Annotated in this window: 21 protein-coding genes; 11 read left to right on the plus strand and 10 right to left on the minus strand. The window is 60.3% G+C overall.

Annotated features, from left to right (window positions below; translation table 11 throughout):
• Positions 1 to 19 precede the first annotated feature (19 nt).
• Positions 20 to 1,681, plus strand: a complete 1,662-nt coding sequence (locus SIB72_RS02255) for an alpha-D-glucose phosphate-specific phosphoglucomutase (RefSeq protein ID WP_413744460.1) — start codon at positions 20 to 22, stop codon at positions 1,679 to 1,681.
• 61 nt (positions 1,682 to 1,742) lie between these two features.
• On the opposite strand, the gene SIB72_RS02260 is transcribed toward SIB72_RS02255, so the two are convergent.
• Genes SIB72_RS02260 through SIB72_RS02270 form a run of 3 tightly spaced genes read right to left on the minus strand, consistent with a single transcriptional unit; the run spans position 1,743 to position 6,574 of the window.
• The gene (locus SIB72_RS02260) at positions 1,743 to 2,060 is read right to left on the minus strand and encodes a hypothetical protein (protein WP_244281455.1); all 318 of its coding nucleotides are present in this window, start codon (positions 2,058 to 2,060) and stop codon (positions 1,743 to 1,745) included.
• A complete protein-coding gene (locus tag SIB72_RS02265; RefSeq protein ID WP_413744461.1) occupies positions 2,060 to 5,470 on the minus strand; it encodes an efflux RND transporter permease subunit in 3,411 nt (1,136 codons plus the stop codon). The genes SIB72_RS02260 and SIB72_RS02265 overlap by 1 nt, the downstream gene beginning before the upstream one ends.
• A gap of 9 nt (positions 5,471 to 5,479) precedes the next feature.
• Positions 5,480 to 6,574, minus strand: coding sequence for an efflux RND transporter periplasmic adaptor subunit (locus SIB72_RS02270; protein ID WP_413745163.1), 1,095 nt, complete (start codon positions 6,572 to 6,574; stop codon positions 5,480 to 5,482).
• Between the two features lie 131 nt (positions 6,575 to 6,705).
• Here SIB72_RS02270 and SIB72_RS02275 point away from each other — a divergent pair, with 131 nt between their 5' ends.
• The gene (locus SIB72_RS02275) at positions 6,706 to 8,922 is read left to right on the plus strand and encodes an AAA family ATPase (protein WP_413744462.1); all 2,217 of its coding nucleotides are present in this window, start codon (positions 6,706 to 6,708) and stop codon (positions 8,920 to 8,922) included.
• 52 nt (positions 8,923 to 8,974) lie between these two features.
• Here SIB72_RS02275 and SIB72_RS02280 read toward each other — a convergent pair whose 3' ends face one another.
• From SIB72_RS02280 to SIB72_RS02290, 3 genes are all read right to left on the minus strand, one after another.
• On the minus strand, positions 8,975 to 9,598 hold the full coding sequence (locus tag SIB72_RS02280) for an alpha/beta hydrolase (RefSeq protein ID WP_170953758.1): 624 nt from the start codon (positions 9,596 to 9,598) through the stop codon (positions 8,975 to 8,977).
• A 198-nt stretch (positions 9,599 to 9,796) separates the two neighbouring features.
• Entirely contained in the window at positions 9,797 to 10,333 is a 537-nt protein-coding gene (locus SIB72_RS02285) for a thymidylate synthase (protein ID WP_115118368.1), read from the minus strand.
• Complete coding sequence (locus SIB72_RS02290) at positions 10,334 to 10,966, minus strand: 4'-phosphopantetheinyl transferase family protein (RefSeq protein WP_244281454.1); 633 nt, start codon at positions 10,964 to 10,966, stop codon at positions 10,334 to 10,336.
• Positions 10,967 to 11,013: 47 nt separating this feature from the next.
• Here SIB72_RS02290 and bcp point away from each other — a divergent pair, with 47 nt between their 5' ends.
• The gene (gene bcp / locus SIB72_RS02295; protein ID WP_115118366.1) at positions 11,014 to 11,481 is read left to right on the plus strand and encodes a thioredoxin-dependent thiol peroxidase; all 468 of its coding nucleotides are present in this window, start codon (positions 11,014 to 11,016) and stop codon (positions 11,479 to 11,481) included.
• On the opposite strand, the gene SIB72_RS02300 is transcribed toward bcp, so the two are convergent.
• Both SIB72_RS02300 and SIB72_RS02305 read right to left on the minus strand, forming a co-directional pair.
• A complete protein-coding gene (locus SIB72_RS02300; protein ID WP_413744463.1) occupies positions 11,474 to 12,046 on the minus strand; it encodes a type III pantothenate kinase in 573 nt (190 codons plus the stop codon). The genes bcp and SIB72_RS02300 overlap by 8 nt on opposite strands.
• 110 nt (positions 12,047 to 12,156) lie before the next feature.
• A complete protein-coding gene (locus tag SIB72_RS02305; protein ID WP_413744464.1) occupies positions 12,157 to 12,921 on the minus strand; it encodes a phosphoadenylyl-sulfate reductase in 765 nt (254 codons plus the stop codon).
• Positions 12,922 to 12,990: 69 nt separating this feature from the next.
• On the opposite strand from SIB72_RS02305, the gene SIB72_RS02310 reads away from it, so the two are divergent.
• Genes SIB72_RS02310 through SIB72_RS02335 form a run of 6 tightly spaced genes read left to right on the plus strand, consistent with a single transcriptional unit; the run spans position 12,991 to position 21,078 of the window.
• Positions 12,991 to 14,193 carry an NAD(P)/FAD-dependent oxidoreductase gene (locus SIB72_RS02310; protein ID WP_413744465.1) on the plus strand — a complete coding sequence of 401 codons (1,203 nt, stop codon included), beginning with the start codon at positions 12,991 to 12,993 and terminating at the stop codon, positions 14,191 to 14,193.
• A complete protein-coding gene (gene hflX, locus SIB72_RS02315) occupies positions 14,190 to 15,953 on the plus strand; it encodes a GTPase HflX (RefSeq protein ID WP_413744466.1) in 1,764 nt (587 codons plus the stop codon). Before SIB72_RS02310 ends, hflX begins: the two co-directional genes overlap by 4 nt.
• On the plus strand, positions 15,941 to 17,785 hold the full coding sequence (locus SIB72_RS02320; protein ID WP_413744467.1) for an SLC13 family permease: 1,845 nt from the start codon (positions 15,941 to 15,943) through the stop codon (positions 17,783 to 17,785). Before hflX ends, SIB72_RS02320 begins: the two co-directional genes overlap by 13 nt.
• 3 nt (positions 17,786 to 17,788) lie before the next feature.
• Entirely contained in the window at positions 17,789 to 19,192 is a 1,404-nt protein-coding gene (locus tag SIB72_RS02325; RefSeq protein WP_413744468.1) for a TrkH family potassium uptake protein, read from the plus strand.
• A gap of 15 nt (positions 19,193 to 19,207) precedes the next feature.
• Positions 19,208 to 19,912 carry a potassium channel family protein gene (locus SIB72_RS02330; RefSeq protein ID WP_115118356.1) on the plus strand — a complete coding sequence of 235 codons (705 nt, stop codon included), beginning with the start codon at positions 19,208 to 19,210 and terminating at the stop codon, positions 19,910 to 19,912.
• Between the two features lie 5 nt (positions 19,913 to 19,917).
• Positions 19,918 to 21,078 (plus strand): anhydro-N-acetylmuramic acid kinase, encoded by a 1,161-nt coding sequence (locus tag SIB72_RS02335; RefSeq protein WP_413744469.1) that lies wholly within the window; start codon positions 19,918 to 19,920, stop codon positions 21,076 to 21,078.
• 48 nt (positions 21,079 to 21,126) lie between these two features.
• Here SIB72_RS02335 and SIB72_RS02340 read toward each other — a convergent pair whose 3' ends face one another.
• Entirely contained in the window at positions 21,127 to 21,465 is a 339-nt protein-coding gene (locus tag SIB72_RS02340) for a ribbon-helix-helix domain-containing protein (protein ID WP_413744470.1), read from the minus strand.
• Positions 21,466 to 21,711: 246 nt separating this feature from the next.
• Between SIB72_RS02340 and SIB72_RS02345 the strand changes: the two genes are divergently transcribed.
• Both SIB72_RS02345 and SIB72_RS02350 read left to right on the plus strand, forming a co-directional pair.
• Positions 21,712 to 22,050, plus strand: a complete 339-nt coding sequence (locus SIB72_RS02345; RefSeq protein ID WP_115118488.1) for a hypothetical protein — start codon at positions 21,712 to 21,714, stop codon at positions 22,048 to 22,050.
• 70 nt (positions 22,051 to 22,120) lie between these two features.
• Entirely contained in the window at positions 22,121 to 22,348 is a 228-nt protein-coding gene (locus tag SIB72_RS02350; protein WP_115118353.1) for a hypothetical protein, read from the plus strand.
• A gap of 22 nt (positions 22,349 to 22,370) precedes the next feature.
• Here the strand turns inward: SIB72_RS02350 and SIB72_RS02355 are convergent, their stop codons facing one another.
• On the minus strand, positions 22,371 to 22,550 hold the full coding sequence (locus SIB72_RS02355) for a hypothetical protein (RefSeq protein ID WP_115118352.1): 180 nt from the start codon (positions 22,548 to 22,550) through the stop codon (positions 22,371 to 22,373).
• Positions 22,551 to 22,565 lie beyond the last annotated feature (15 nt).

A 22,565-nucleotide genomic window follows, 5' to 3' on the forward strand; every position in this document is an offset into this window, starting at 1 on the left:
ATACAAATTCGTTGTCGAGATGACCACCACGGCACCCGCGGAACCGAGCCAACACCAGATCATCCGCCTTGAGGCCCCCTTTACTGACCAGAAGCCAGGCACATCCGGTCTAAGAAAGAGCAGCAAGCAGTTCGAGCAAGCCCACTACCTGGAGAGCTTTGTCGAAGCGAGCTTCCGTACCCTCTCCGGCGTAGAAGGCGGCACCTTGGTGGTGGGCGGCGATGGCCGCTATGGCAACCGCCGCGCCATCGATGTGATCCTGCGCATGGCCGCAGCCCATGGCATCAGCAAGGTGATCACCACCACCGGCGGCATCCTCTCCACCCCAGCTGCGTCCCATCTGATCCGCAGCCGTCAGGCGATCGGCGGCATCATCTTGTCGGCAAGTCACAACCCTGGAGGGCCCGACGGAGACTTCGGCGTGAAGGTGAATGGTGCCAACGGCGGCCCCACCCCGGCCTCCTTCACGGACGCCGTGTACGAGTGCACCAAAACCCTTGATCAATATTCGATCGTTGATGCCACCAGCATCGATCTCGATGTCCCGGGGCAACATGCCATCGGAGCGATGGCCGTCGAGGTGATTGACGGCGTCGATGATTTTGTGGAGCTGATGCAGCAGCTCTTCGATTTCGAAAGCATCAGCGATCTGATCCGCAGTGATTTCCCAATGGCCTTCGATGCCATGCACGCGGTCACCGGACCCTATGCGAAGCGTCTCTTCGAAGGCATCCTTGGCACCCCAGCCGGCAGCGTGCGCAATGGCGTTCCTCTTGAGGACTTCGGCAAGGGTCATCCTGATCCCAACCTCACCTATGCCCACGACCTAGCGGAACTGCTGCTGAACGGCGATGACTTCCGCTTCGGGGCCGCCTGCGACGGTGATGGCGACCGCAACATGATCCTGGGCCAGCGCTGCTTCGTGAATCCCAGCGACAGCTTGGCCGTGATTACCGCGAACGCCACCCTGGCGCCCGCCTATGCCTCCGGCCTGTCTGGAGTCGCTCGCTCCATGCCCACCAGTGCCGCTGTGGATGTGGTGGCGAAGGAGCTGGGAATCGACTGTTTCGAAACACCCACCGGCTGGAAATTCTTCGGCAACCTGCTGGATGCCGACCGCATCACCCTCTGCGGCGAGGAAAGCTTCGGCACTGGCAGCAACCATGTGCGCGAAAAAGATGGTCTGTGGGCCGTGCTGTTCTGGCTGCAGATCCTGGCCAAACGCCGCTGCAGCGTGGCCGAGATCATGGCGGAGCACTGGAAACGCTTCGGCCGCCACTACTACTCCCGCCACGACTATGAAGCCGTTGCCAGTGAGGCTGCCCATGGGCTGTATGACCGCCTGGAAGCGATGCTCCCAAGCTTGATCGGTCAGTCGTTTGCCGGCCGGCTGGTCGCAAACGCCGACAACTTCAGCTATGTCGACCCGATCGACAACTCCGTGACCGAGGGCCAAGGTCTACGCATCCTGCTCGACGATGGCAGTCGTGTTGTCATGCGCCTATCAGGCACTGGCACCAAGGGAGCGACGATCCGCATCTACCTTGAGAGCTACGTACCCAGCAGTGGTGACCTGAACCAGGATCCCCAAGCTGCCCTGGCCGACATGATCACTGCCATCAACCAGCTGGCAGAGATTCAGGAGCGCACCGGAATGGATCGCCCCACGGTGATTACTTAATCGAGGCTCCATCCACTTGATCCAAAGAGCAGCAGCCCCCAATGGGGGCTTTTTGCTGACTTCAAGATTTGGGCGAACGCCGGCTCAGACGAGAATTGGGACGGCGGTAAACGGGATCGGTGGCCTGCTCCTGCAGCTGACGGGTTGATTCGATTGCAAATCCAGCCAGGCTGCAGGAGGTGATCACCATCAGAAAGAAGAGCCGCATCCGACGGATGTCGAGGTCGGCTGGGGTGTTCTCAATCAACACCTTGAGGAAGTAGGAGAGCGCCACACCAACAACTGCGCCGATGGCGATCGCCACCAGAACTCTCGATCCACTGAAACGCTTGTGGGCGGCGTACTCAGGCCGTGGCGGCATCTCGGAGGGAGGCAGCATCAGCTCACCTGGGGATCAACGGGAGGGCGGCCTTGATCCTGACCCAGCAGTGACTTCATCACCACATAGAACACAGGCACGACCAGGGTGGAAAGAAAAGTGGCGACCAACAGCCCACCGAAGACCACAAGCCCAAGCGAGGACTGACTCTGGGCACCCGCACCACTGGCAAGCATCAGCGGCAGGAAGCCTGTGAGGGAGGAGATTGCCGTCATCAGAATCGGCCTCAGTCGCGACTGGGCCGCAAACCGAGCAGCATCGAGTGCTGACGCCCCCTCACCCATCTTCTGATTGGCGAGATCGACGATCAGGATCGCGTTGCCGCCCGCAAGACCAATCAGCATCACCAGACCCACCTGGGCATAAATATTGAGCACCTGTCCAGCAGCACCAAGAAACACCAGAGCGCCAAGCAGGGCTGTGGGAACGGTGAGCAAAATGATGATCGGGTCGGAGTAGCTCTCGTATTGGGCCGAAAGCACTAGAAACACAGCCAAGATTCCGAGAGCAAAGATCACCACCGCAAGAGACCCCGCTTTCACCTCCTCGCGGGAGATTCCAGTCCAGTCAAAGCTCAAGCCCTGGAAGTTCCCATCTCTAAAGATGGTTTTCATCGCACCAATCGCCTGACCTGAGCTCTTGCCCTCTGCCGGAGTGCCCTCGACCTTGATTGAACGATAAAGATTGAAATGGGGAATCACACTCGGGCCAGTGGTGGACTTGACCGTGAAGAATTCTGAAAGAGGGATCTGGTCACCCTTGAGATTGTTGACATAGATCGACGACAACTGCTCAGGAGTGGCTCTGCTGACGTCGTCCGCCTGGACATAGACCCGTCTCACCTTTCCTTCCTGAAACGTGTCATTGACATAGGCACCACCGAAATTGACGCTGAAGGCCTGCATCGCCGAACCAAAGTCGACACCGAGGCTGGCCATCTGTTGGCGGTCCACCTTGATTTCGATCTGTGGAGCTTCAGGGGAAAACAGCGAATAGACGCGATTCAGCACTGAATTGGCATTGCCCGCCTGAATGATCTGCTCGGCAGAGCCGAAGAACTGATTCAAGGAATAGGAGCCGCTGCTCTGATCGAGAAGTTGGAACTCAAAACCGCCACCGGATCCGTAGCCAGGAATCGACGGGGGCTCGACCACGAATACCCGTGCACCATCCACTGCCATGAAGAGCTTCTTGTTCAGACGTTGAACAAGTGCCGCCACGCTGTGGTCACTGCCTTTGCGCTCATCCCAGTGCTTGGTGCCGAAAAAGAACAGACCTTTATTCGGAGCATTGCCATCGAAGCTGGCACCACTGAAGAGAGCTGCAGCCTTGATGTCCTCCTCACTGCGCAGCACCGCTGCCACCTTGCGGTTGATGTCAAACGTGGTCTCATTGGAGGCCCCTTCTGGGGCCTGCACAAAGCCAATCGCATAGCCCTGGTCTTCTATCGGCACAAACCCGCCAGGGATACGGGTGAATGCGAAGCCAGTGAGAAGGATGCCGGCCGCCAAGGCCGCCATCACCAGCGGCCTTGCCTTAAGCACCTGATCAAGCAAGGTCGAATAACGCTCTTCAAAGGCCGCATAGCAGCGATTGAAGTTGGTGAAAATCACTGGAATGAACCAGCCCACCCCAACGCCGATGGCGCTGAAAAGAAGCACCGGGATCAGATTGGTCACACCAAGCACCACCAAGCCCACCACAGCACCTCCAACCGCACCTGGCATCCGAAGGGGACGACCGGTGAGTTGCATGGCAACAAAACCAAGCAGTGCTCCCACCACCACAGGCAGCAGGACCAAGGGCGCACCATCGCCAGCGTTCAGCAGGCCATAGACGAAACCAAGACAAATGCCAGCCGTGGCGTACTGCTCTTTGCTCAGCTCCTTGGTGTCACGGGAGAGCAGCAATGCCGCCAACATCGGGGAAAAGGTGAGGGCATTAAACGTGGAAATACCGATCGAAAACAGGATGGTTGCAGCGAACTGTTTGTAGATCGTTCCAGTCGCTCCAGGGAAAAACAGGACCGGCAAAAACACGGCCATCTTCACCAAAGAGGTGGCGATGACTGCACTGAACAGTTCATCCATCGTGGCCATCGCCGCTTGGACGGCGGTGAGGCCCTCCGCCTTCTTTGCCGATGTGTCTTCCACCACGGTGATTGCATCATCCACCACAAGACCGGTGGCCAAAACAAGACCAAAAAGGGTGAGCTGATTAAGAGAAAAGCCAAAGGCCAGCACCAGACCGAAGGTACCGATCAGGGCAACAGGAATGGCGATAGCGGGCACCAAAGTGGCCTTCCAGTTCTGAAGAAACAGGAACAGGATCAGCACCACCAGAATCACAGCATCCCGCAGGGAATTGGTGACTCCCTTGATCGACTGATTGATGAAGTCGGTGGTGTCGTAAATCACCTCAGATTCCAAACCCACCGGCAGGGTTTGCTCAAACTCAGCAATGACATCCTTCACCGCGTTCGACACCTGAATGGCGTTACTGCCTGAGAGCTGATAAACAGCAACCCCAACAGACGGTGAGCCCTTGAGATCCATGGCGTCAATGCCGTAAGTCTCTCCACCGAGGCTGACCCGACCCACATCGCGCAGCCTGATCAGGCCTCCTGCATCGGTGCTCTTGAGCACCAGATTTTCGAACTCCTGTTCAGTGGTCAGACGACCTTGCAGTTGAACGGTGAAGGTGAATTCTTGCCCCTTGGGAGCTGGTGCGCCGCCCACCTTTCCGGCAGGGACCAGCCGGTTCTGGCTCTTGAGCTGATTGACAACATCCGTGGATGTGAGCCCGTAAGACGTGAGCTTGTCAGGATCCAACCAGAGACGAAACGCCACTTTGCGGTTGCCGAAATAGGTGACATCGCCAACACCAGGAACCCGCTTGATGTTGTCTGTGAGGCTCTTATCGAGATAACCGCTAATGGTCTCAACGCTGTATTCCGTTTGGGCTGGATCGGAATTGACGAAGTTGTAAACCAGAAGAATCGAGTTAGAGGCCTTGTTCACCGTGACGCCGGCCTTGCGCACCTCCTCCGGGAGCTGAGGTTCAGCCAGGGAGACACGGTTCTGAACGTTGACCTGATTGATATTGCCGTCGGTACCGCTGTTGAAAGACACCGAAATCGCACTCACCCCATCTGAGGAACTGGTGGAGGTAATGAAATCCATCTCCTCCACACCATTGATCTGCTGCTCGAGCACCGAGGTGACGCCCTGCTCCACCGACACAGCATCAGCACCCACATAGGTGGCCTGTACCTTCACTGTTGGCGGTGCAATATCCGGCAGGTTCTCAATCGGGAGGATCGGGATCGCGATCAAACCCACAATCACAATCAGCAGACTGCAAACCGTGCTGAGAACCGGCCGTGTGATGAAGGTATTGGAAGCAGACATGGCTCAGCGTCAGTTCCGAGCTGCGAAGCCAGCCGACGCGCTCACTGCTTTGACCTGCACCGGCATGCCGTGCTTGAGGTTGAGGAGATTAGTGGTGATCACCTTCTGATTGAGCCTTAATCCCTTCGTGATCGGGTAACGATTGTTCTGCAATTCGCCGACAGTGACCGGTGTTTGCAGCGCAAAGAGGGTATTGGCAGGCAATTTTTTGTATTTGATGCCCTGACGGATGCGATTGAGATCGACCTTGCCTGGGTTGGCTTCAAGCTCCTCGAAACGACCGATGCGAAACACGAAGCTTTGGCCTGAGGTTTGGGTCACCGCAGCGAACGGCACGGACGGCAGATTGAGCGACTGCAACTGCACACGCGTGCGCAGGCGCTGGCCACTGCGTAAACGCCCATCCACATTCGCAAAAAGAGCTTTCACCAACAGGCCCTGGGTTTGAGGGTTGACCTGTGGATCGATCGAATCAACCTGACCGGTGGCCAGCACCTTGGAGCTGCCGGGCGCAGTGAGAATCACGGGTTGACCAAGAGCAAGCCGGTCTCCGAAGACAGCTGGCACTTCAACGCGTGCTTCCAGAGCGTTGTTCTGCACCACGCTGGTGAAAGGTTGGTTCTGTTGCACCAGATCACCCACCTTCACCTGCACATCAGCCACCGTGCCGGCCGTCGGCGAACGCAGATTCCGATAGCTGAGCGTGGCCTCCAATGACTTGACCTGCTCTGCCGCTGCGATGTAGCGCGTGCGGTAGGAGTCACGCTGACGCAGGCTGGATGCTCCCACCCTGGCCAGAAACTCTTCACGCTCCCACTCGGTCTTTGCCGTTTCTGCTTTAGCCCTCTGCTCCGCTAGAGCAGCCCTCTGCTGAGCCTGATCAAGCACCACGAGCAATTGTCCGGGCTCGACCTGATCACCTTGGCTGATCTTCAGCTCCATCACCCGACCGGAAGCCTGAGCCGCCAGCTGGACCAACTCGAAGGCCTCCAAGGTGCTGACAGTATCGACATCATCGGTGAACTGCGCCTCCTGAACAGTCGCCTGCTGCACCGCAACCGGTGGCCGTCTTGGTGCAGACGAAGCACAGGCCGTCAGGGACATTGCCAGGGCCACGACACCAGCCACTCGGGCGCAACTGTTCACAAGCACTCACCTCACGGAGCAGATTATGGGTGGATTTGCGAAGGCCGTGGCTGCGCAAAGGGTCAAAATTGGCGAATGGAAATTGAGCCATGACGGCTGACCTGTTCTCCCATCACGGCGATCAGCTACGCCAACGCCAGGCTCCCCTGGCAGATCGAATGCGGCCCCGCACGCTGGAGGAATTCGTGGGTCAGGGAGCGATCCTGGCGGAGGGACGACTGCTGCGCCGCGCCATTGCCGCTGATCGTGTCGGGAACCTGCTGTTGCATGGCCCGCCCGGGGTGGGGAAGACCACCTTGGCCCGGATCATCGCCAACCACACCCGAGCCCATTTCAGCAGCCTCAATGCGGTGCTCGCTGGGGTCAAGGAGCTGCGCAGCGAAGTGGATGCTGCGCGACTGCGCCTCGAGCGCCATGGCCTTCGCACCATCCTGTTCATCGATGAAGTCCACCGCTTCAACAGCGCGCAGCAAGATGCCCTACTCCCCTGGGTCGAAAACGGCACACTCACCCTGATCGGGGCGACCACAGAAAACCCTTATTTCGAAGTGAACAAGGCATTAGTGAGCCGCTCACGCCTGTTCAGACTCCAAACGCTCGAGGTCGACGACCTCCGTGATCTACTGCAACGCGCCATCGACGATCGAGAGCGCGGCTATGGCGAGCGCCAGGTCACGATCAGCCCCGAGGCGATCGACCATCTCGTCGATGTCGCCAATGGTGATGCCCGCAGCCTGCTCAACGCGCTTGAGCTGGCCGTCGAAAGCACCCCCCAAGATTCCAACGATGCGATTCAGATCGATCTCACCATTGCCGAAGAGTCGATCCAACAGCGGGCTGTTCTGTACGACAAACAGGGCGATGCCCACTTCGACACCATTAGCGCCTTCATCAAATCACTGAGGGGCTCCGACCCTGATGCCGCTCTGTTCTGGCTTGCCCGCATGGTGGAAGCCGGAGAAAATCCGCGATTCATTTTCCGGCGCATGCTGATTTCCGCCGGCGAAGACATCGGCCTGGCCGACCCCCAAGCGGTGGTGGTGGTGGAAGCGTGTGCCGCTGCCTTCGAACGCATCGGCTTGCCCGAGGGTCTCTATCCGCTGGCGCAGGCTGCTCTGTACTTAGCCAACACGGAGAAGAGCAACAGCACCATCGGCATCTTCGAAGCGATCAAGCACGTACGCGCCAGTTCCCGCCAGGACGTTCCCAGCCATCTCCGCGATGCCCATCGCGACGGTGATGCCTTCGGCGATGGCAAGGGATACCGCTACCCCCATGCTTTTCGGGAGCACTGGGTCGCCCAGCAATACCTGCCAACAGCCCTGCAGGGAGAGGTGTTCTGGACGCCAAGCAACCAAGGCTGGGAAGGCGAGCGACGGCAACGCATGCTGGAACGCCGCGCGGCCCAGCTGGCATCGGCAGCCGAAGCCGTGGATGAACATCCTCTGCTGGTGAGCAGCGGCCCAGAAGTCCCTGACATGGAACGCTGGCTTCAGCGTCAGCTCAGTCAGGACGGCGCACGTTTGCAACGCCTCAGGGAGAAGCTCTGGCAAGGAGTGCAATGGAAACGGACAGACCGGGTTCTGATGCTGGGGGGCTCGACATTGTTGTGGAGCCTGGATCCTCTTGGCGCTGTTGCGGATGGGGGCCTCACCATCCACTGCCAATCTGCGCTGGAGCAGGACCGTCTCGAAGCCCAGTTGCAACTGTTGGATCCTCTGCAACGCCCCGCGGTGATCGTGGGAAAGCAGGCCCTGGCGAAGCTACCCATCGAGCATCAATTCGAAGTTGTGGGCGGACGCCTCAACCGCCATGAACTAAGGCATGGCAGCAGCGCTGACCTGCTTCAACACTGCAACGACCGCTGCAGAGGCGACGCGCAGCTGCGCCTGCTGCTCACGGATGCCGGACTGGGCCCCGCAGCCGCTCTGCTTGAGCTCTGCGAACACGCGCAACAGCTCAATGACAAGGAGCGAAAGGCCCTCACTCCATTACTGAAACGAGAGGAGGCCTGGCTGAATAGCCAAGCAGAACAAGAGGAGTTTCTAGACCAACTGCGCGCCCAAGGTTGGCAACTGGACAGCGAATGCTGGGACGAATCCGTCTATCTACCTGTGGACGCCTCCTTTCAGGAGCGGTGGCTGGGAGAAGAGCGACCCTACCGGCAGGTGCTTGCCTCTGGGGCGCAGCAGCGAACCGAAATAGCGCTGCTCAACCGCCTGCTGAAGCATGTGCAGGGAAAGCAACTGCCGCAACGACTCCTGCATCGACGCATCATTGGCCGCAAGCCATCAACGTCACCATGAAAAAAGCCCCGGCATGCCGGGGCTGAAGGAACACCCAGTTGGGCGTGAGTGATCACCAGAGGCCGCGAACGGGCGCCTGACGAACAGGAGCAGCAGGCAGGATCTGGTTGGCCTGCACGCAAGCGGGCAGGAACACGTACCACGACAGCAGGGAGGTGTCGCGAGGAGCGTCGAGACCAGGCTTGCAAACGTTCTGAGCACCATCGGAAGCACCGTTGTCCGCCAGGGCGAAGTCAACAGGCAGGTTGTCCATGATGCCGGCTGAAGACAGCTGGCCATCGACGGAGTCGGCGATGATGGCGGAACGAAGAGCGACCACAGCAGTCTTCTTCTTCATCCAGTAGGGGAAGTAGCTGCGGGTCTGATCATCAAGGAACTTCTCCCCGTCATCTGAATACAGGAAACGGGACACCCCGATCAGATCAACGTTGTAGTTCTTGGTCATGCCTTCGCGGATTTCATCAGCGGTCCATCCGGAACCGTTGATGCCTGCTTCCAGGGCACGATCGGTGATTTCACCGTTATTGAAGAACGTTTTGAAAGCACTGGATTTGGTGGTCCAGACAGCGCCACCGGTTTCCCAACGCACAGGGCGCGAGGTGCCAGCTTCGGCTGCTACAGCCAGGGTTGAAAGAGAGGCGCCAGCGAGAAGACCGGCTGCAAGACGAGTGAACACGGACGGCGAATTGAAGACGTCAATCCTTTTTTAGTCAGAGCGGATAAAACTGCCAACACATTGGTCAGAGAGGTCACTGCTGCAATGGCAATTTCGAGCCGATAGGGATCATTCGAACGCCAACGCAAGGCATCAAAATGAGCGCTGCCAATGAGCATCAGCAAAAGAAAGCAATTACATCAGTTGCTTAAGCCGTGATCAGGGCTGGGGCATCTCGATCTCAACCCAACCTGCCGGGCAACCCCGCACAAGACTGAGCCGTAAGTCTTTCTTAGGTAGCGGTCCACGACACTGCCATCGCACCACCCTTGGTCCCTTCTGACGCACAGCCGCTGCATACGCCTCGCCTCCACGTCGAGGGGTGAGCCAAAGCTCCGTTCCTGTCGGAGAGGAGATCACCCGTGCTCGCAAATGGCTGCCGCTATCGAGGCCAAGGTCGATCAGGGAAGAGGCGAAATGCCCCCAGTAGTGCCGAGTCATCTGGCCGCGGATGAACTGACCAAGCAAGGCTTCTGCTTCTCGCCGCTGATGCAAGGTGATTTCACGCTCTTGCAGTGCCGCATCCACGGCCGCTAGATCAGGACGCCCAGACGATGCCAGACGTTGATTCTCAGAGAGCTGCAGCGGCTGACGCATCCCCACCAGCCCGAGACCAAACAGTGCAGCCGCTGCCAACAGCGAAGGGATCGAACGAGCACTGATCCACACCACAACAACCCGTTTCTGAGCGGTCAATCACGCTAGGCAGAGCATCGCTGTGTGCATGGGATTGGCACCATTGCCCACATCCCCCTGGCCTGCCACCATCGCCAGGCACCAAGGTCCCTGCCGCCAGCGACTGGCTGAGAGCACTGCGCCATCTCCCCGATGGATCACAACACTTCGGTCGCGACTACAGCACCACTGGGTGAGATCGCGGCCCAAACTGCCCCGTTGCCATTTGATCGCCGACTCTTTCAGCAACCAGTGCGCCAACACCGCCTGGCGTAGGGCTTCTGGCACCAGCCCGCTCAGGTGTTCTTGCTCCTCGGCACAAAAAAAGCGCTTGAGGATGGATTCGGCGGGAATGACACGGTCGCATCGCTCCAGATCCACCCCAACCCGCCACGGCGCCCAAGCCAGGAGCAGTGCATCCGGACAATGACTGAGACTGACAAACCCCCATCCCTCCGCCAGCTTGGGCGGCTGTCCAGGAGGAGCGTCCAGGGGCAAAACTTCCTGCGGCAGCCCTAGCAGGTCCGCAAGCAGACTTCGCATCCAACGGCGTGACCACACGTACTGTTGCCGGCGTTTTGACGGCAACCCATCTGCCCAGGCCTGCTCCTGGGCGGAGAGGTTCGTTGTCGGAGCGGTTCGCGAGAACGGCACCAACCAAAGGGCGGGTACGCTGCGCTGCGGCCTTTTTGCATTGCGCCATGCCACTTCAGATCGGAGATCCAGCACCGGATTTCACTCTCCCGGACCAGAACGATGCATCGGTGCAGCTTTCATCCCTGAAAGGGAAGCGAGTTGTGATCTACTTCTATCCCAAGGACGCCACCCCTGGCTGCACCAAGGAAGCCTGCAATTTCCGAGACCGTTGGGACGCTTTTAAGCAGCACGACATCACCGTTCTGGGCATCAGCAAAGACAACGCAGCCTCACACCAGCGCTTCATCACCAAACAGGAGCTGCCCTTCACCCTGCTGACCGATGTGGAGCCATGCGCTGTGGCCACCAGTTATGAGAGCTACGGGCTCAAGAAATTCATGGGCAAAGAGTTCATGGGCATGATGCGCCATACCTTCGTTGTCGATGCTGAAGGCAAGCTCGAACTGATTTACCGCAAGGTCAAGGCCGAGAGCATGGCGGATCAGATCTTGGAGGACCTGGGCCTCAGCTGACCAAAGTCACCATCCCCTCCATCACCAGATCAGGGGCATGGATCACTTCAGCCCCCTGCTGACGCAGCGAATCGATCAGCAGGGGAGCATCGCCTCCGCAGATCCACAACGGCCAAGAACAGCTGCGCTGCGCTTCAAGAAGCAGACCCAGGAGCGATTGGATGGCACCCTGCTGCATCGCCGCAAGCGTGGCGTGGGGGAAAAGCTCTGAGGGCAACTGATGCAGCGCCCCCGGTGCAGGCAGGTCACGGGTCCCAGCAGCCATCGCCCGCAGCTGCAGACCGAAACCAGCCGCCAGTTGCCCTCCTGCGAACTCCCCCTCCGAGGTGACCCGGGTGAGGCTGAGCACGGTGCCGGCATCCGCTACCAGTAACCCCCCTTGCGTTGGCAACGGCACCGCTCTGGTCGTGGCAGCCCAGGCCGCCAACGCACGATCCACGCCGAGCCAAGGGGGCATGCCCTTCAGGGGCAGATCCTCCAAACCAAGCCGCGTGGTCTGAGACAGGACTGGATGAACGGGCACCGGGCCAACTGCTGCCCAACGCACCAGCTCAAGTCCGTCCAATCGCAAAGGATCCGGATTGGTGTGCGCAAACACCCACCCCTCCGCAGTACGCGTTGCCCAGTGCCACCGACTGTTCCCGATCAGCAAACATGTGCAGCCATTGGGCATGCCTAGATGCCGTCACCCATCACACCCGGCAGGTGGATTCCACATTCCTGCTTGAGCCCACCGAAACGGGTCTGGCGTCCGGATTGCTCAGCCCCATCAGGCGCACTGGAATGCCAATCACCCACCGTCGAATATCCCTGTTCGAACAAGGGATGCTGGGGAAGATCATGCTCCTGCATGTAATAAAAAACATCCCTGGGCGTCCAACTCAAAAGAGGCCTCAACGACAATCGCCCGCGCATCGGCTCCAGCCAGCCCATCGTCTTGCGGTGGTCTGTCTGACCACGCCGCACACCACTAGCCCAGCAAGTCACATCCAGTGCGGCCATGGCCGCTTCGAGGGGCTCCACCTTGCGGAGTTGGTGATAAAGCTCGAGATCTTCCACCTCTCCGGTCTCCCACAGGCGGCCATGAAGGGCCTCCATCCGAGCCGGTGAGAGCGTGCTCTGGGCCACATGCAATTTCAGATTGAAACGCTCACTGAGCTGATCGGCGTAGCGATAGGTCTCCGCCGGCAGATAGCCCGTATCGACCCAGATCACAGGCACGTTGTCTGAATCCTGGAGAGTGCTGAGCATGTGCAACAGCACCGACGACTGGATCCCAAAACTGGTCGTCAAAGCGAATCCAGACCCAAACCGCTTCCGGGCCCACCCCAGTCGCTCTGGAGGCGTCATTGCCTCCAAAGCAACCGCTTCTGCGGCTGAACTGGCGGCCGCTAGCGATGCGGTCCCGTCGGCGGCGTTGGGATTGGGGCCTTCAGTCATCACTCCATCCTCCAATGTCGGCGGCCGTGATGGCATGCCTATGGTCAATTCCACTGCCAACCTGCGCCCATGTCCGCCCCATCCAACGGCCTTGAGGCGGCGCCGTTCCAGCCTGTTGTGATCGTCGGCGGCGGATTTGCCGGCCTCACCCTTGCCCTCAAGCTCAGCCGTCAGCACCCCCGGCCACCGATCGTGCTTGTGGAACCCAGGGAGCAGTTCGCCTTTCTTCCACTGCTCTATGAACTTCTCAGCGGTGAGCTACAGCCCTGGGAGGTTGCCCCTCGCTACGACACGCTGCTCAACAGTTCCGGAATCTCTTTGATCAAGGACCGGGTCAACAGCATCAACTGGCAGTCGAAGACAGTGATGACCGCATCCGGGCAGAACCTCTCCTATGGCCAACTGGTTCTGGCGACAGGCTCAAAACCAAATGATTTCGGCATTCCGGGAGTGAGTGAGCATGCCCTGCACTTCCATTCCCTCGCCGATGTGAGCAGCCTGCGTCAACGGCTGCGCACCGTGCAACGGTTAAACGGCAACCAGATCAATGGGACGTTGCCGGCCCTGATCATTGTGGGAGCAGGAGCGACAGGCGTGGAGCTGGCCTGCAAACTCGCCGACCTGGTGGAAGGACGGGTGGCACTTCACCTGATCGAGCAAGGGGATCAGATCCTGCCCCTAGCCCGCGCCTTCAACCGAGAACAAGCGGAGGCCAGCATCCTCCACAAGGGCATCCAGTGCCACCTCAACGCCAGGGTGGAGACCATGACCGACAACAGCGTGACCTTCACAGGCCAAGGTCGAACCACCACCCTGGCCCACCACGGCCTGATCTGGACCGCTGGCACCAGGTCAAGCCGACCCACACTCACCCCAGAACTCTCAGAGACAACCGACAGGCTCGCCGTCGATGCCAGTCTTCGCAGCCTGTCGATCCCCGATTGCCTGGTGATCGGGGATCTGGCCATGCATTCCCAGGCCGATACCAAAACCAGCAGCTGGCCGAGCACCGCTCAGGTTGCGATGCAACAAGGTGAGGCAGCGGCAGCCACCGTGATGGCCATGCGTCAAGACCAGGCTCCGAAGCCCTTCCATTTCAGCGACCTTGGCGAGATGCTCAGCCTGGGCAAGGGCAACGCCACCGTGACAGGCATGGGCCTAACCATGGCCGGCCCTCTCGCCTTCAACCTGCGCCGGCTGACCTATCTAGCCAGGCTCCCGAAAGCATCCCTGGGGCTGCGTTCGGCCGGAGCGTGGTTACTGAGCCGTTGAAACAAACTCACCTGGCGGGACGAACCAAAGGCCTTCGTCCCTCCCAACTGCGCCAAGCCGAACGACTCGGGCATCGCCGCCATCCTCAAGGCACTGGGGCTGATCCCCTCACCCTGGAACGCCTCGCGGAGTTAGTGCTGGATCTGGAGCAACCCCTGCATTTGCTGATTGACAGCAGGGGGCTCTGCCGTCTGCTCTGGGTGGGGCCACTGAGCGAATCGGGCCAGTTGCTCTCCCATGTGCCAGGCAGCTCTCGACGACGCTCCGGAGATCAACGCCATTGGCGACTGATCAGCTGCTTGAAGGTCAATAGCAAGGCACCACTCAGCCCCGACTCCCGCGAGGCCGTTGTCGCTCTTGATCTGCGCCCAGACAGTTGGTTGCGTTACCCCTGTCAGGCGAAGGCGGGGGGGAACTGGACAGCAGCAGCCTGGCGCCCTGACCCAACGGCGCCCCTGGGATGGTCTGCCGTTGGCGGCGATCAGCTGCACCAACTCTGCCGTGAAGAACTTCCAGGAATCCGAAGCACTGATCCAGCGGCGTTGCCGGTTCCGGCCACCACCGACGAGGAGCGTGTGTTGCTGCTCACCCTCAGCGGCTCCGATCCTCATCGCAACGAACGGGACTTGGCGGAGCTGGAGGGGTTAGTGCGCAGCGCCGGAGCACACCCCGTGATGATGTGCCAACAAAAGCAATCAGCAGCCAACCCACAAACCCTCTGGGGCACTGGGAAACTGCAGGAGGCGGCCCTGGAGGCTCGACGGCATAACGCCTCCTTGGTGATCACCGATAGAGAACTCTCCCCTGTGCAGGCCAGAAATCTTGAACGCTGGCTCGACTGCCCGGTGATGGATCGAAGCGAGCTGATCCTCGACATTTTCGCCCAACGCGCTGCCAGCGCTGCCGGACGAATCCAGGTGGAACTGGCCCAACTGCGCTATCGGCTGCCCCGTCTGCTGGGGCGGGGACGCAGTCTGTCCCGACAAGGGGGCGGCATCGGCACCCGAGGGCCAGGTGAAACCCAGCTCGAGAAGGATCGCCGTGCAATCAGCCGCCGCATTGAAGCGCTTCGACGCTCGACGCGACAACTCCAAGAGCATCGCGCTCGCCTGCGCGACCGCCGTGAAGGCCTGCCAAGGCTGGCCTTGGTGGGCTACACAAACGCCGGCAAATCGTCTCTGCTCAATGCCCTCTGCTCACGCCATGAGCACAAAAAGGTGTTGGCGGAAAACAAACTATTCGCCACCCTCGATCCCACCACACGCCGTCTCACCCTGCCCCAACCTGCTGCTGCTGCTCGAGAGCTGCTGATCACTGACACCGTGGGCTTCATTCGTGATCTGCCCGACGCCTTGGTGGAAGCCTTTCGCGCAACCCTGGAAGAAGCGCTGGATGCCGACCTGCTGTTGCTGGTGGTCGACCTGGCGGATCCGGACTGGGAGGCCCAGTTGAAAGCAGTGCAAGGACTGCTGGATCAACTGGGATGCAACAAGCCCCGACAGGTCGTGGCAAACCAGATCGACCGCTGTCATGCGGAGGCGATCACCACAATGATCGGCCTGGAGCCGCAGGTGATTTTCATCTCCGCAACCGACGGCACGGGTCTGAAGGGCCTCAAGCAACGCCTCGAGCGAACCTTCTGGAATGATCCAGCTGCCGAGGAAGACAGAGAAGTCGTGCCTGAACTTCCCACAGAAACGAGCACAGATACGGTGGCTTTGCAGACGCCAAATGAGCACGCCCCTCCATGGCCGAATTGAGTGCGGCGCTCCAGCACCCCGAGGCCCTGATCACCCTGGCCGTGCTCGGGCTAGCGGTGGTGTTGTTCATCACCGGTGCTCTCGCGCCCGAACTGACCGGTCTGCTCAGCGTGGCTCTTCTGGTGAGCACCAATGTGCTCACTCCCGAGCAGGGGCTCGCCGGGTTCGGGAGCCCCGCCCTGATCACCCTGATGGGACTGTTCGCCGTCTCCGCAGCACTGTTTCGCAGTGGAGCACTCGACCGACTTCGCGAACTGATCGCCTCCGAGCGCATCCGCACCCCCCGGAGGATGGTCGGGCTACTCGCACTGGTGGTCGGGCCGATTTCGGGAGTGGTGCCCAACACACCAATTGTGGCAAGCCTTTTACCGGTTCTGGAAACCTGGTGTCAGCGGCGCCGCATCGCTCCATCCCGGGTGTTGCTGCCCCTATCGTTCGCCACCCTGTTGGGCGGCACCCTCACCCTGCTGGGCAGCTCAGTGAACCTGCTGGCCAGCGACATCAGCCAACAGCTTGGTTACGGCGCTCTCGACCTCTTCAGCTTCACCGCCATCGGAGTACCGGTCTGGCTGGTCGGCTCGGCCTACATGCTGCTGGCGCCAGGCGTGCTCCTTCCCAACCGCAGTGCCCCCGACGATCAGCTTGGGACCAATCCTTCCCAGACCGGCTATTTCACCGAGGTCACCATCCCAGGCGATTCCATGCTGGTGGGGCAGACCCTGCGCCACAGCCGCCTGCAACGGCGCTTCGATGTCGATGTACTCGAATTGCAACGGGGCAATGAACGGATCCTGCCGCCTCTCGCCGACCGCCAGATTGAAGCCTGCGACAGGCTTCTACTCCGTGTCACCCGTGCCGACCTGCTTCGTCTCCAGCAGGAACACACCGTGCAGCTGGCCGACGCCGACAGGCCACCCACAAACCAGACTCCTCTTGGACCGGTTGATGCCCCGTTGTTTGGAGGCGATGCGGGAGGGCAGAAAACCGTCGAGGTTCTCTTGCCTGCCGGATCCACCTTGGCTGGCGCCAGTCTGCGCGAACTACGCTTCCGTCAGCGCCACAACGCCACCGTGCTGGCTCTACGCCGCGGCCAACAGACCGTGCAGGAGCGCCTAGGGCAAGCGGTGCTGCGTGAGGGTGATGTGCTTCTGCTCCAGGCTCCACTGGATGCAATCCGCGGGCTGCAGGCCAGCAACGACCTGTTGGTACTGGACCAACTGGAAAATGACCTGCCCACCATCAGGCGTAAACCTCTGGCCATCGCCATCACCCTGCTGATGTTGCTGGTGCCTTCGCTCACCACAATCCCTCTGGTGGCATCGGTGTTGTTCGCAGTGGTTCTGCTCGTGCTGGTGGGCTGCCTGCGACCTGGTGAAGTGCAACGGTCGATACGCCTCGATGTGATTCTGCTGCTGGGATCACTCTCCAGCTTCAGCATTGCGATGCAGACCAGTGGCCTGGCGGATGGACTCGCCGCCGACATGGAACGGTTGCTGCTGCACTGGCCGACCTATTGGGCCCTACTGCTGATTTTTCTGGCCACCAATCTGATCACCAGCGTGATGAGCAATGCCGCATCCGTTGCGCTGCTCATTCCAGTGGCCACCCAGCTGTCAGGACCGCTCGGCATTCCGGCCCAGGCTTTGCTGCTTGTGGTGTTGTTCGGCGCCAGTCAGTCCTTTCTGACACCCATGGGCTATCAAACAAACCTGATGGTGTTCGGACCAGGGCGCTATCACTTTCTCGACGTTCCCCGTTATGGCGCCGGTCTCACTCTGCTGATGACGCTGTTGGTTCCCGCTCTCATCCTTTGGCAGTACGGCGCCGCCTGATCGATGCCGATTCCCGCCGCCCTGCATCGAACCCAAGCCTGGTATCGCCGGCTCACAGTGCCCCAGTTCACGGTGGTGACGGGCCTGCTGGTCGTGGCCATCGGCACGGTGATGCTGGCCACTCCATTGTGTTCGAACCCAAGCGTCGGCCTGTGGGAAGCCTTCTTCACCGCCACCTCGGCGGTGACGGTGACGGGACTGAGTGTGATCGACGTGGGCCAAGATCTCACCGGGTTTGGACAGGGTGTGTTGGCCCTGATGATTCTGGTTGGTGGTCTCGGTCTGATGGCCATCACCACCTTCCTGCAGGGATTTGTGGTGCGGGGAACAGCATTGCGCCGGCGGCTCGACCGCGGTCAGACCCTGGATGAATTTGGCGTCGGGGGTGTGGGAAACACCTTTCGCGGCATCGCCCTGACAGCGGCCGTGCTGATCGTGCTGGGAGCTCTGGTGCTCTACTTCTACGGGTTCACCGATCTGCCTCGCGGTAGTGGACGGCTTTGGGCTGCGCTGTTCCACAGCATCTCGGCGTACAACAACGCCGGCTTCGGGCTATGGAGCGACAGCCTGGAGCACTACCGCACGAACAAGGTGGTGAATGCCGTGGTGCTGCTGCTCATCGTGCTTGGTGGACTGGGATGGAGGGTCACCAATGACCTCTGGACCAATCGCCGACGCCTTCAACGTCGCAACCTCAGCCTGCACACCCGTCTCGTTCTCCGCGCCACGATCATCTTGATCGCGATCGGCACACTCGGGCTGCTGGTGACTGAAAGTCTGACCCAAGGGCAACTGCTAACGAAACTGGCCTGGCCGGAGAGGTTGATGAGTGCCTTGTTCGAATCGGTCAGCTCCAGAACCGCAGGCTTCACCACGGTGCATCTGTCCCTCAACAGCGTGTCCGATTCAGGGCTGTTGCTGCTGATGACCTTGATGTTCATCGGCGCCAGCCCAGGCGGCACAGGTGGCGGTGTCAAAACCACCACCGTGGTAGCGCTGATGGCCGCCACCCGCTCCACCTTGCGTGGCCGTGAGGAAGTGGTGATCCGCAACCGACAAATCTCCGACAAGGTGGTGCTTCGAGCCGTGAGCATCACAGTGGCCTCGCTGTTGTTTGTGCTCGCCATGGCGCTGCTACTCGCGCTCAACAGCAACCTCAAGGGAGATGAACCATTCACCTTCCTCGAATTGCTATTCACTTGTATTTCCGCCTTCGCCACCGTCGGTTTGGATCTGGGGGTGACCGAAAACCTCAGCCGCTTTGGACAGCTTGTGCTGGTGGTGGGGATGTTCGTCGGACGGCTGGGGATCCTGTTGTTGCTCAGCGCCATCTGGGAGACTCTCAACCGCGACAGGCTCAATCGTCAGAATCGGATTGGTTTCCCACGCGAAGATGTGTATGTCTGAGCAGGAACGAAGGCCATGAGGGAGTGGTGGCATTGGTCTCCCACCCAGGGCGATCAACTTGAGAGCTTCGGGATTGTGGGAGTGGGCCGTTTTGGCACTGCGGTCTGCCAGCAACTGCTCCAAAACGGGGCTGAGGTTTTGGCGGTTGACCGGTCTGCAAGGGCAATTGAAGAACTGAGGCAGCAACTTCCATCCGTGGAAGCTCGGGTCGTCGACTGCACCGATGAGGAATCGCTGAGGGAAGCAGGCATCCTCGCCATGAACACCGTGGTGATTGCGATCAGCGAACCCATCGAAGCCAGCATTACGGCCACGCTGATCGCCAAAGACAGCGAAGGAACCCGGGTGCGTCGGGTGATCGCCAGGGCGACCAGTGATCTGCACGAGAAGATGCTCAAACGCGTCGGCGCAGACCGGGTTGTCTTCCCGTCACGCATGCAGGGAGAGCGTCTTGGCTTGGAACTGGTCCGGCCCAACCTGATGGAGCGGTTGGAATTGGATGAACGGCACTGCATCGAAGAGATCAAGGTGCCCAGTCGATTTGTTGGACGTTCCCTACGCGATCTCAATCTGCGCAAGAACTACCGCGTCAACGTGCTCGCGGCAGGGCCTGCCAAGGAGCTAACGGTGAACCCGCCGGCCTCGCACATGCTGGTGGAAGACAATGTCTTGGTGGTGATGGGCCTGATCGACGATCTGCAGGATCTGCCAAAGGACTAAGCAACATGCACGTTGTGGGCCTCATGAGCGGCACAAGCGCCGATGGGGTGGATGCAGTGCTGGCCTCGTTCAACGGTTCCCCCCAACACCCCCGCTGGTCGCTCATCCGACAAGCGTCGATCGCCTATCCAGCACCGCTCCAGGAACGAATCCTTGCTGTAGGCCAGGGGGTGCCGCACACGGCCTCCGATCTACTCGACCTCACGGAAGCCATCACCGAGCATCAGGCGGCGGCCGCCCAGGCCTGTGATCCTGAGGGCCGAGCCGCGCTGGTGGGCTGCCATGGCCAGACGGTTTGGCATCGCCCCCCAGCCTCCACAACCAACCGTGACGGCCGCAGAGGGGCCAGTTGGCAGATGCTGCAGGCACCTCTGCTTGCCCAGATCCTCAAGCGACCTGTGGTGCATGACTTCCGCGCCGCCGACCTCGCCCTGGGTGGACAGGGGGCACCTCTGGTGCCGATGGCAGATGCCGCGCTGCTTGGAGCGGCGACGGGCTGGCGGGCATTACTCAACCTCGGAGGCATTGCCAATCTCACCCTGATCCCTCCGGCCCAAGGCCCGGATCGCAAAGCCGATGTACTCGGATGGGACTGCGGACCTGCCAACACGCTGATTGATCTGGCGGTGGAGCACTTCAGCGGCGGCAGAGACCGCGTCGACAAAGACGGTCAGCGAGCCAGTCGAGGACAGGTGGATGAAGCGGCTTTACATCGCTGGCTTGAAGAGCCCTACCTGCATCAGCCCCCACCGAAATCCACGGGCCGTGAACTCTTCGGCCGCCAGGATCTCCAGCGCCGACTCAAAGACCTAAACCCCAAGAACGCTGACGACTGCATCGCCACCCTTACCGCCTTCTCGGCAGCGGTGGTCGCCCAAGACATCAATCAGATGGTGGAGCGAGGCTTACCGCGACCCCAGGAGTTGGTCGCCGCCGGGGGGGGCTGTCGCAACCCCATCCTGATGCGCGAACTGGAACAACGTTGTCGTGGCACGCGCGTCCGCTGCAGCGACGAACTGGATCTACCGGCGGACAGCCGTGAAGCCCTTGTGTTTGCGCTCTTGGCCTGGTGGCACCACCAGCAGCACCCTGGCAATGCGCCTGCGGTAACAGGCGCCCGAGGACGCAGCGTGCTTGGCGTGATTGCGAATCCTCCTGGCTTCTGAATCCGGAGAACACGAACGCATCAGCTAGGACCCATCAGCTCCGCCGCATCAGCTGGGTTTGTAAAGGCGCAACCGACGAGGAGCCCCGCGCAAGCGACGGGGGGGCTGAGCTTCTAACTCTGAGCGGATCTGTTCAGCATTGCGAGGCAAGATCTGCGCTGACGCAGGAGGCACGACCGAGGCCTGGGCACTCGCTGGCGGTGTCGAGACCTCGCTCTGCTCCAAGCGCTGGAGGCCCTGCTGAATCAGCACCTTGGCCATGTTGCTCACCGTGCGCGATTCCTGGTCGGCCAAGGCCGACAGGCGCACACACAGCTCCTCAGGCAGCACGACCTGGATTCGAGGGGACTTCGTCTTCCCACTCGATGAGGTTTGGCGGGTGGCCATGCCCCAGAAAGCATCACAGCTACTAAAAAGTGTACTGAGATGCGCAAGGGTAGTATCCAGCACTATGCTGTGGTCATTCTTCAGCACACCGCTCACCCCTCCGGAGAGCCCATGCCCCGATCAGCCAGCCAGGCGTCCAGCGCCGGGGAAACAACCCAAACCCCAGCTGTCCAAAAGCCAAAAGCCAGCGGCATTCAGGTCCCTGAACTACCAAGCAGGCCTCCCCGTCGTCGCGCAACCCGCGCCATCACAGCGGGGGCAGACAGCGCCCAGCCAGCACGGTCACCCGCACGGTCCAAAGCGAAAGCCGCCGGCCAAAGCAGCAGCCAAAACAGCAATGCCAGGCGGCCACGCCGCAGCCAGGAACACAGCGATGTGCTGGTGTCAGCCGTGATCAGCACCTATCTGCTCACGCACCTCCACCATGTGTTGCAACGGGCTGAGTACAGCGCTGTCCAGGAAGGGCGTCGTTCACAGGCCGCGAACTATGCCCAGTTGAGAAAGGTTCTGTGCATGGACGCCCGCAGCATGGAAGACGCATCAGCCACTGGCCTACGCGATGCCGATCTCGACCTTGCAGCCTGAGCAGAACGCAACAGCCTCAGCCCAAAACCATCCAGGAGGAATAGCGTTGAGTCGAGCTAATTCCGCCTCCATGAGCAACGCCGCTGAGCTCTATCGCCGGATCGAGAGCGACCATGCGCTCACCAACGGGCTCTTCCGCCAAGCCTTACAAAACCCCTCAGGCGCCATCTCGGCGATCTGCGAACTCGGCGAGTCCATGGGGCTTCCCGTCAGCCCGGAAGACGTGAAGGCTCACATCAAGAGCCTGGATGACGACTCCACCAAGCAATGGCTGATCAAGGCCCGAGGAGGCCTCTGAGGCGCAACCCAAGGCTCGAGGATCACGGAAGACCGCCCTGATCCTTGTCAGGCATTGTGCGTTCCTGGTTTGCCGTTGGATCCGACAGCTGTTTGTTGCGGCGGTAGCCACCACCGTCGGCCCAGCTGAAGAACAACCAGTAGCTGACGATCGCCAGGCCGGCAGCCACCACCACTGCGGTGATCTGTTCGAGTCGGCGCATGGCCCAAGGGATCCC

It is taken from the genome of Synechococcus sp. MIT S9451 (assembly GCF_047304725.1).
Taxonomy (GTDB): domain Bacteria; phylum Cyanobacteriota; class Cyanobacteriia; order PCC-6307; family Cyanobiaceae; genus Synechococcus_C.

Excerpts from the sequence above, each read along its gene's own strand:
- SIB72_RS02340 (WP_413744470.1), bottom strand. The coding sequence starts at position 21,465 with ATGGCCACCCGCCAAACCTCATCGAGTGGGAAGACGAAGTCCCCTCGA.
- SIB72_RS02275 (WP_413744462.1), top strand. The coding sequence starts at position 6,706 with ATGACGGCTGACCTGTTCTCCCATCACGGCGATCAGCTACGCCAACGC.
- SIB72_RS02270 (WP_413745163.1), bottom strand. The coding sequence starts at position 6,574 with ATGTCCCTGACGGCCTGTGCTTCGTCTGCACCAAGACGGCCACCGGTT.
- SIB72_RS02355 (WP_115118352.1), bottom strand. The coding sequence starts at position 22,550 with ATGCGCCGACTCGAACAGATCACCGCAGTGGTGGTGGCTGCCGGCCTG.
- SIB72_RS02260 (WP_244281455.1), bottom strand. The coding sequence starts at position 2,060 with ATGCTGCCTCCCTCCGAGATGCCGCCACGGCCTGAGTACGCCGCCCAC.
- SIB72_RS02305 (WP_413744464.1), bottom strand. The coding sequence starts at position 12,921 with ATGACTGAAGGCCCCAATCCCAACGCCGCCGACGGGACCGCATCGCTA.
- SIB72_RS02350 (WP_115118353.1), top strand. The coding sequence starts at position 22,121 with ATGAGCAACGCCGCTGAGCTCTATCGCCGGATCGAGAGCGACCATGCG.
- bcp (WP_115118366.1), top strand. The coding sequence starts at position 11,014 with ATGCCACTTCAGATCGGAGATCCAGCACCGGATTTCACTCTCCCGGAC.
- SIB72_RS02265 (WP_413744461.1), bottom strand. The coding sequence starts at position 5,470 with ATGTCTGCTTCCAATACCTTCATCACACGGCCGGTTCTCAGCACGGTT.
- SIB72_RS02255 (WP_413744460.1), top strand. The coding sequence starts at position 20 with ATGACCACCACGGCACCCGCGGAACCGAGCCAACACCAGATCATCCGC.
- SIB72_RS02330 (WP_115118356.1), top strand. The coding sequence starts at position 19,208 with ATGAGGGAGTGGTGGCATTGGTCTCCCACCCAGGGCGATCAACTTGAG.
- SIB72_RS02325 (WP_413744468.1), top strand. The coding sequence starts at position 17,789 with ATGCCGATTCCCGCCGCCCTGCATCGAACCCAAGCCTGGTATCGCCGG.
- SIB72_RS02310 (WP_413744465.1), top strand. The coding sequence starts at position 12,991 with ATGTCCGCCCCATCCAACGGCCTTGAGGCGGCGCCGTTCCAGCCTGTT.
- SIB72_RS02320 (WP_413744467.1), top strand. The coding sequence starts at position 15,941 with ATGGCCGAATTGAGTGCGGCGCTCCAGCACCCCGAGGCCCTGATCACC.
- SIB72_RS02335 (WP_413744469.1), top strand. The coding sequence starts at position 19,918 with ATGCACGTTGTGGGCCTCATGAGCGGCACAAGCGCCGATGGGGTGGAT.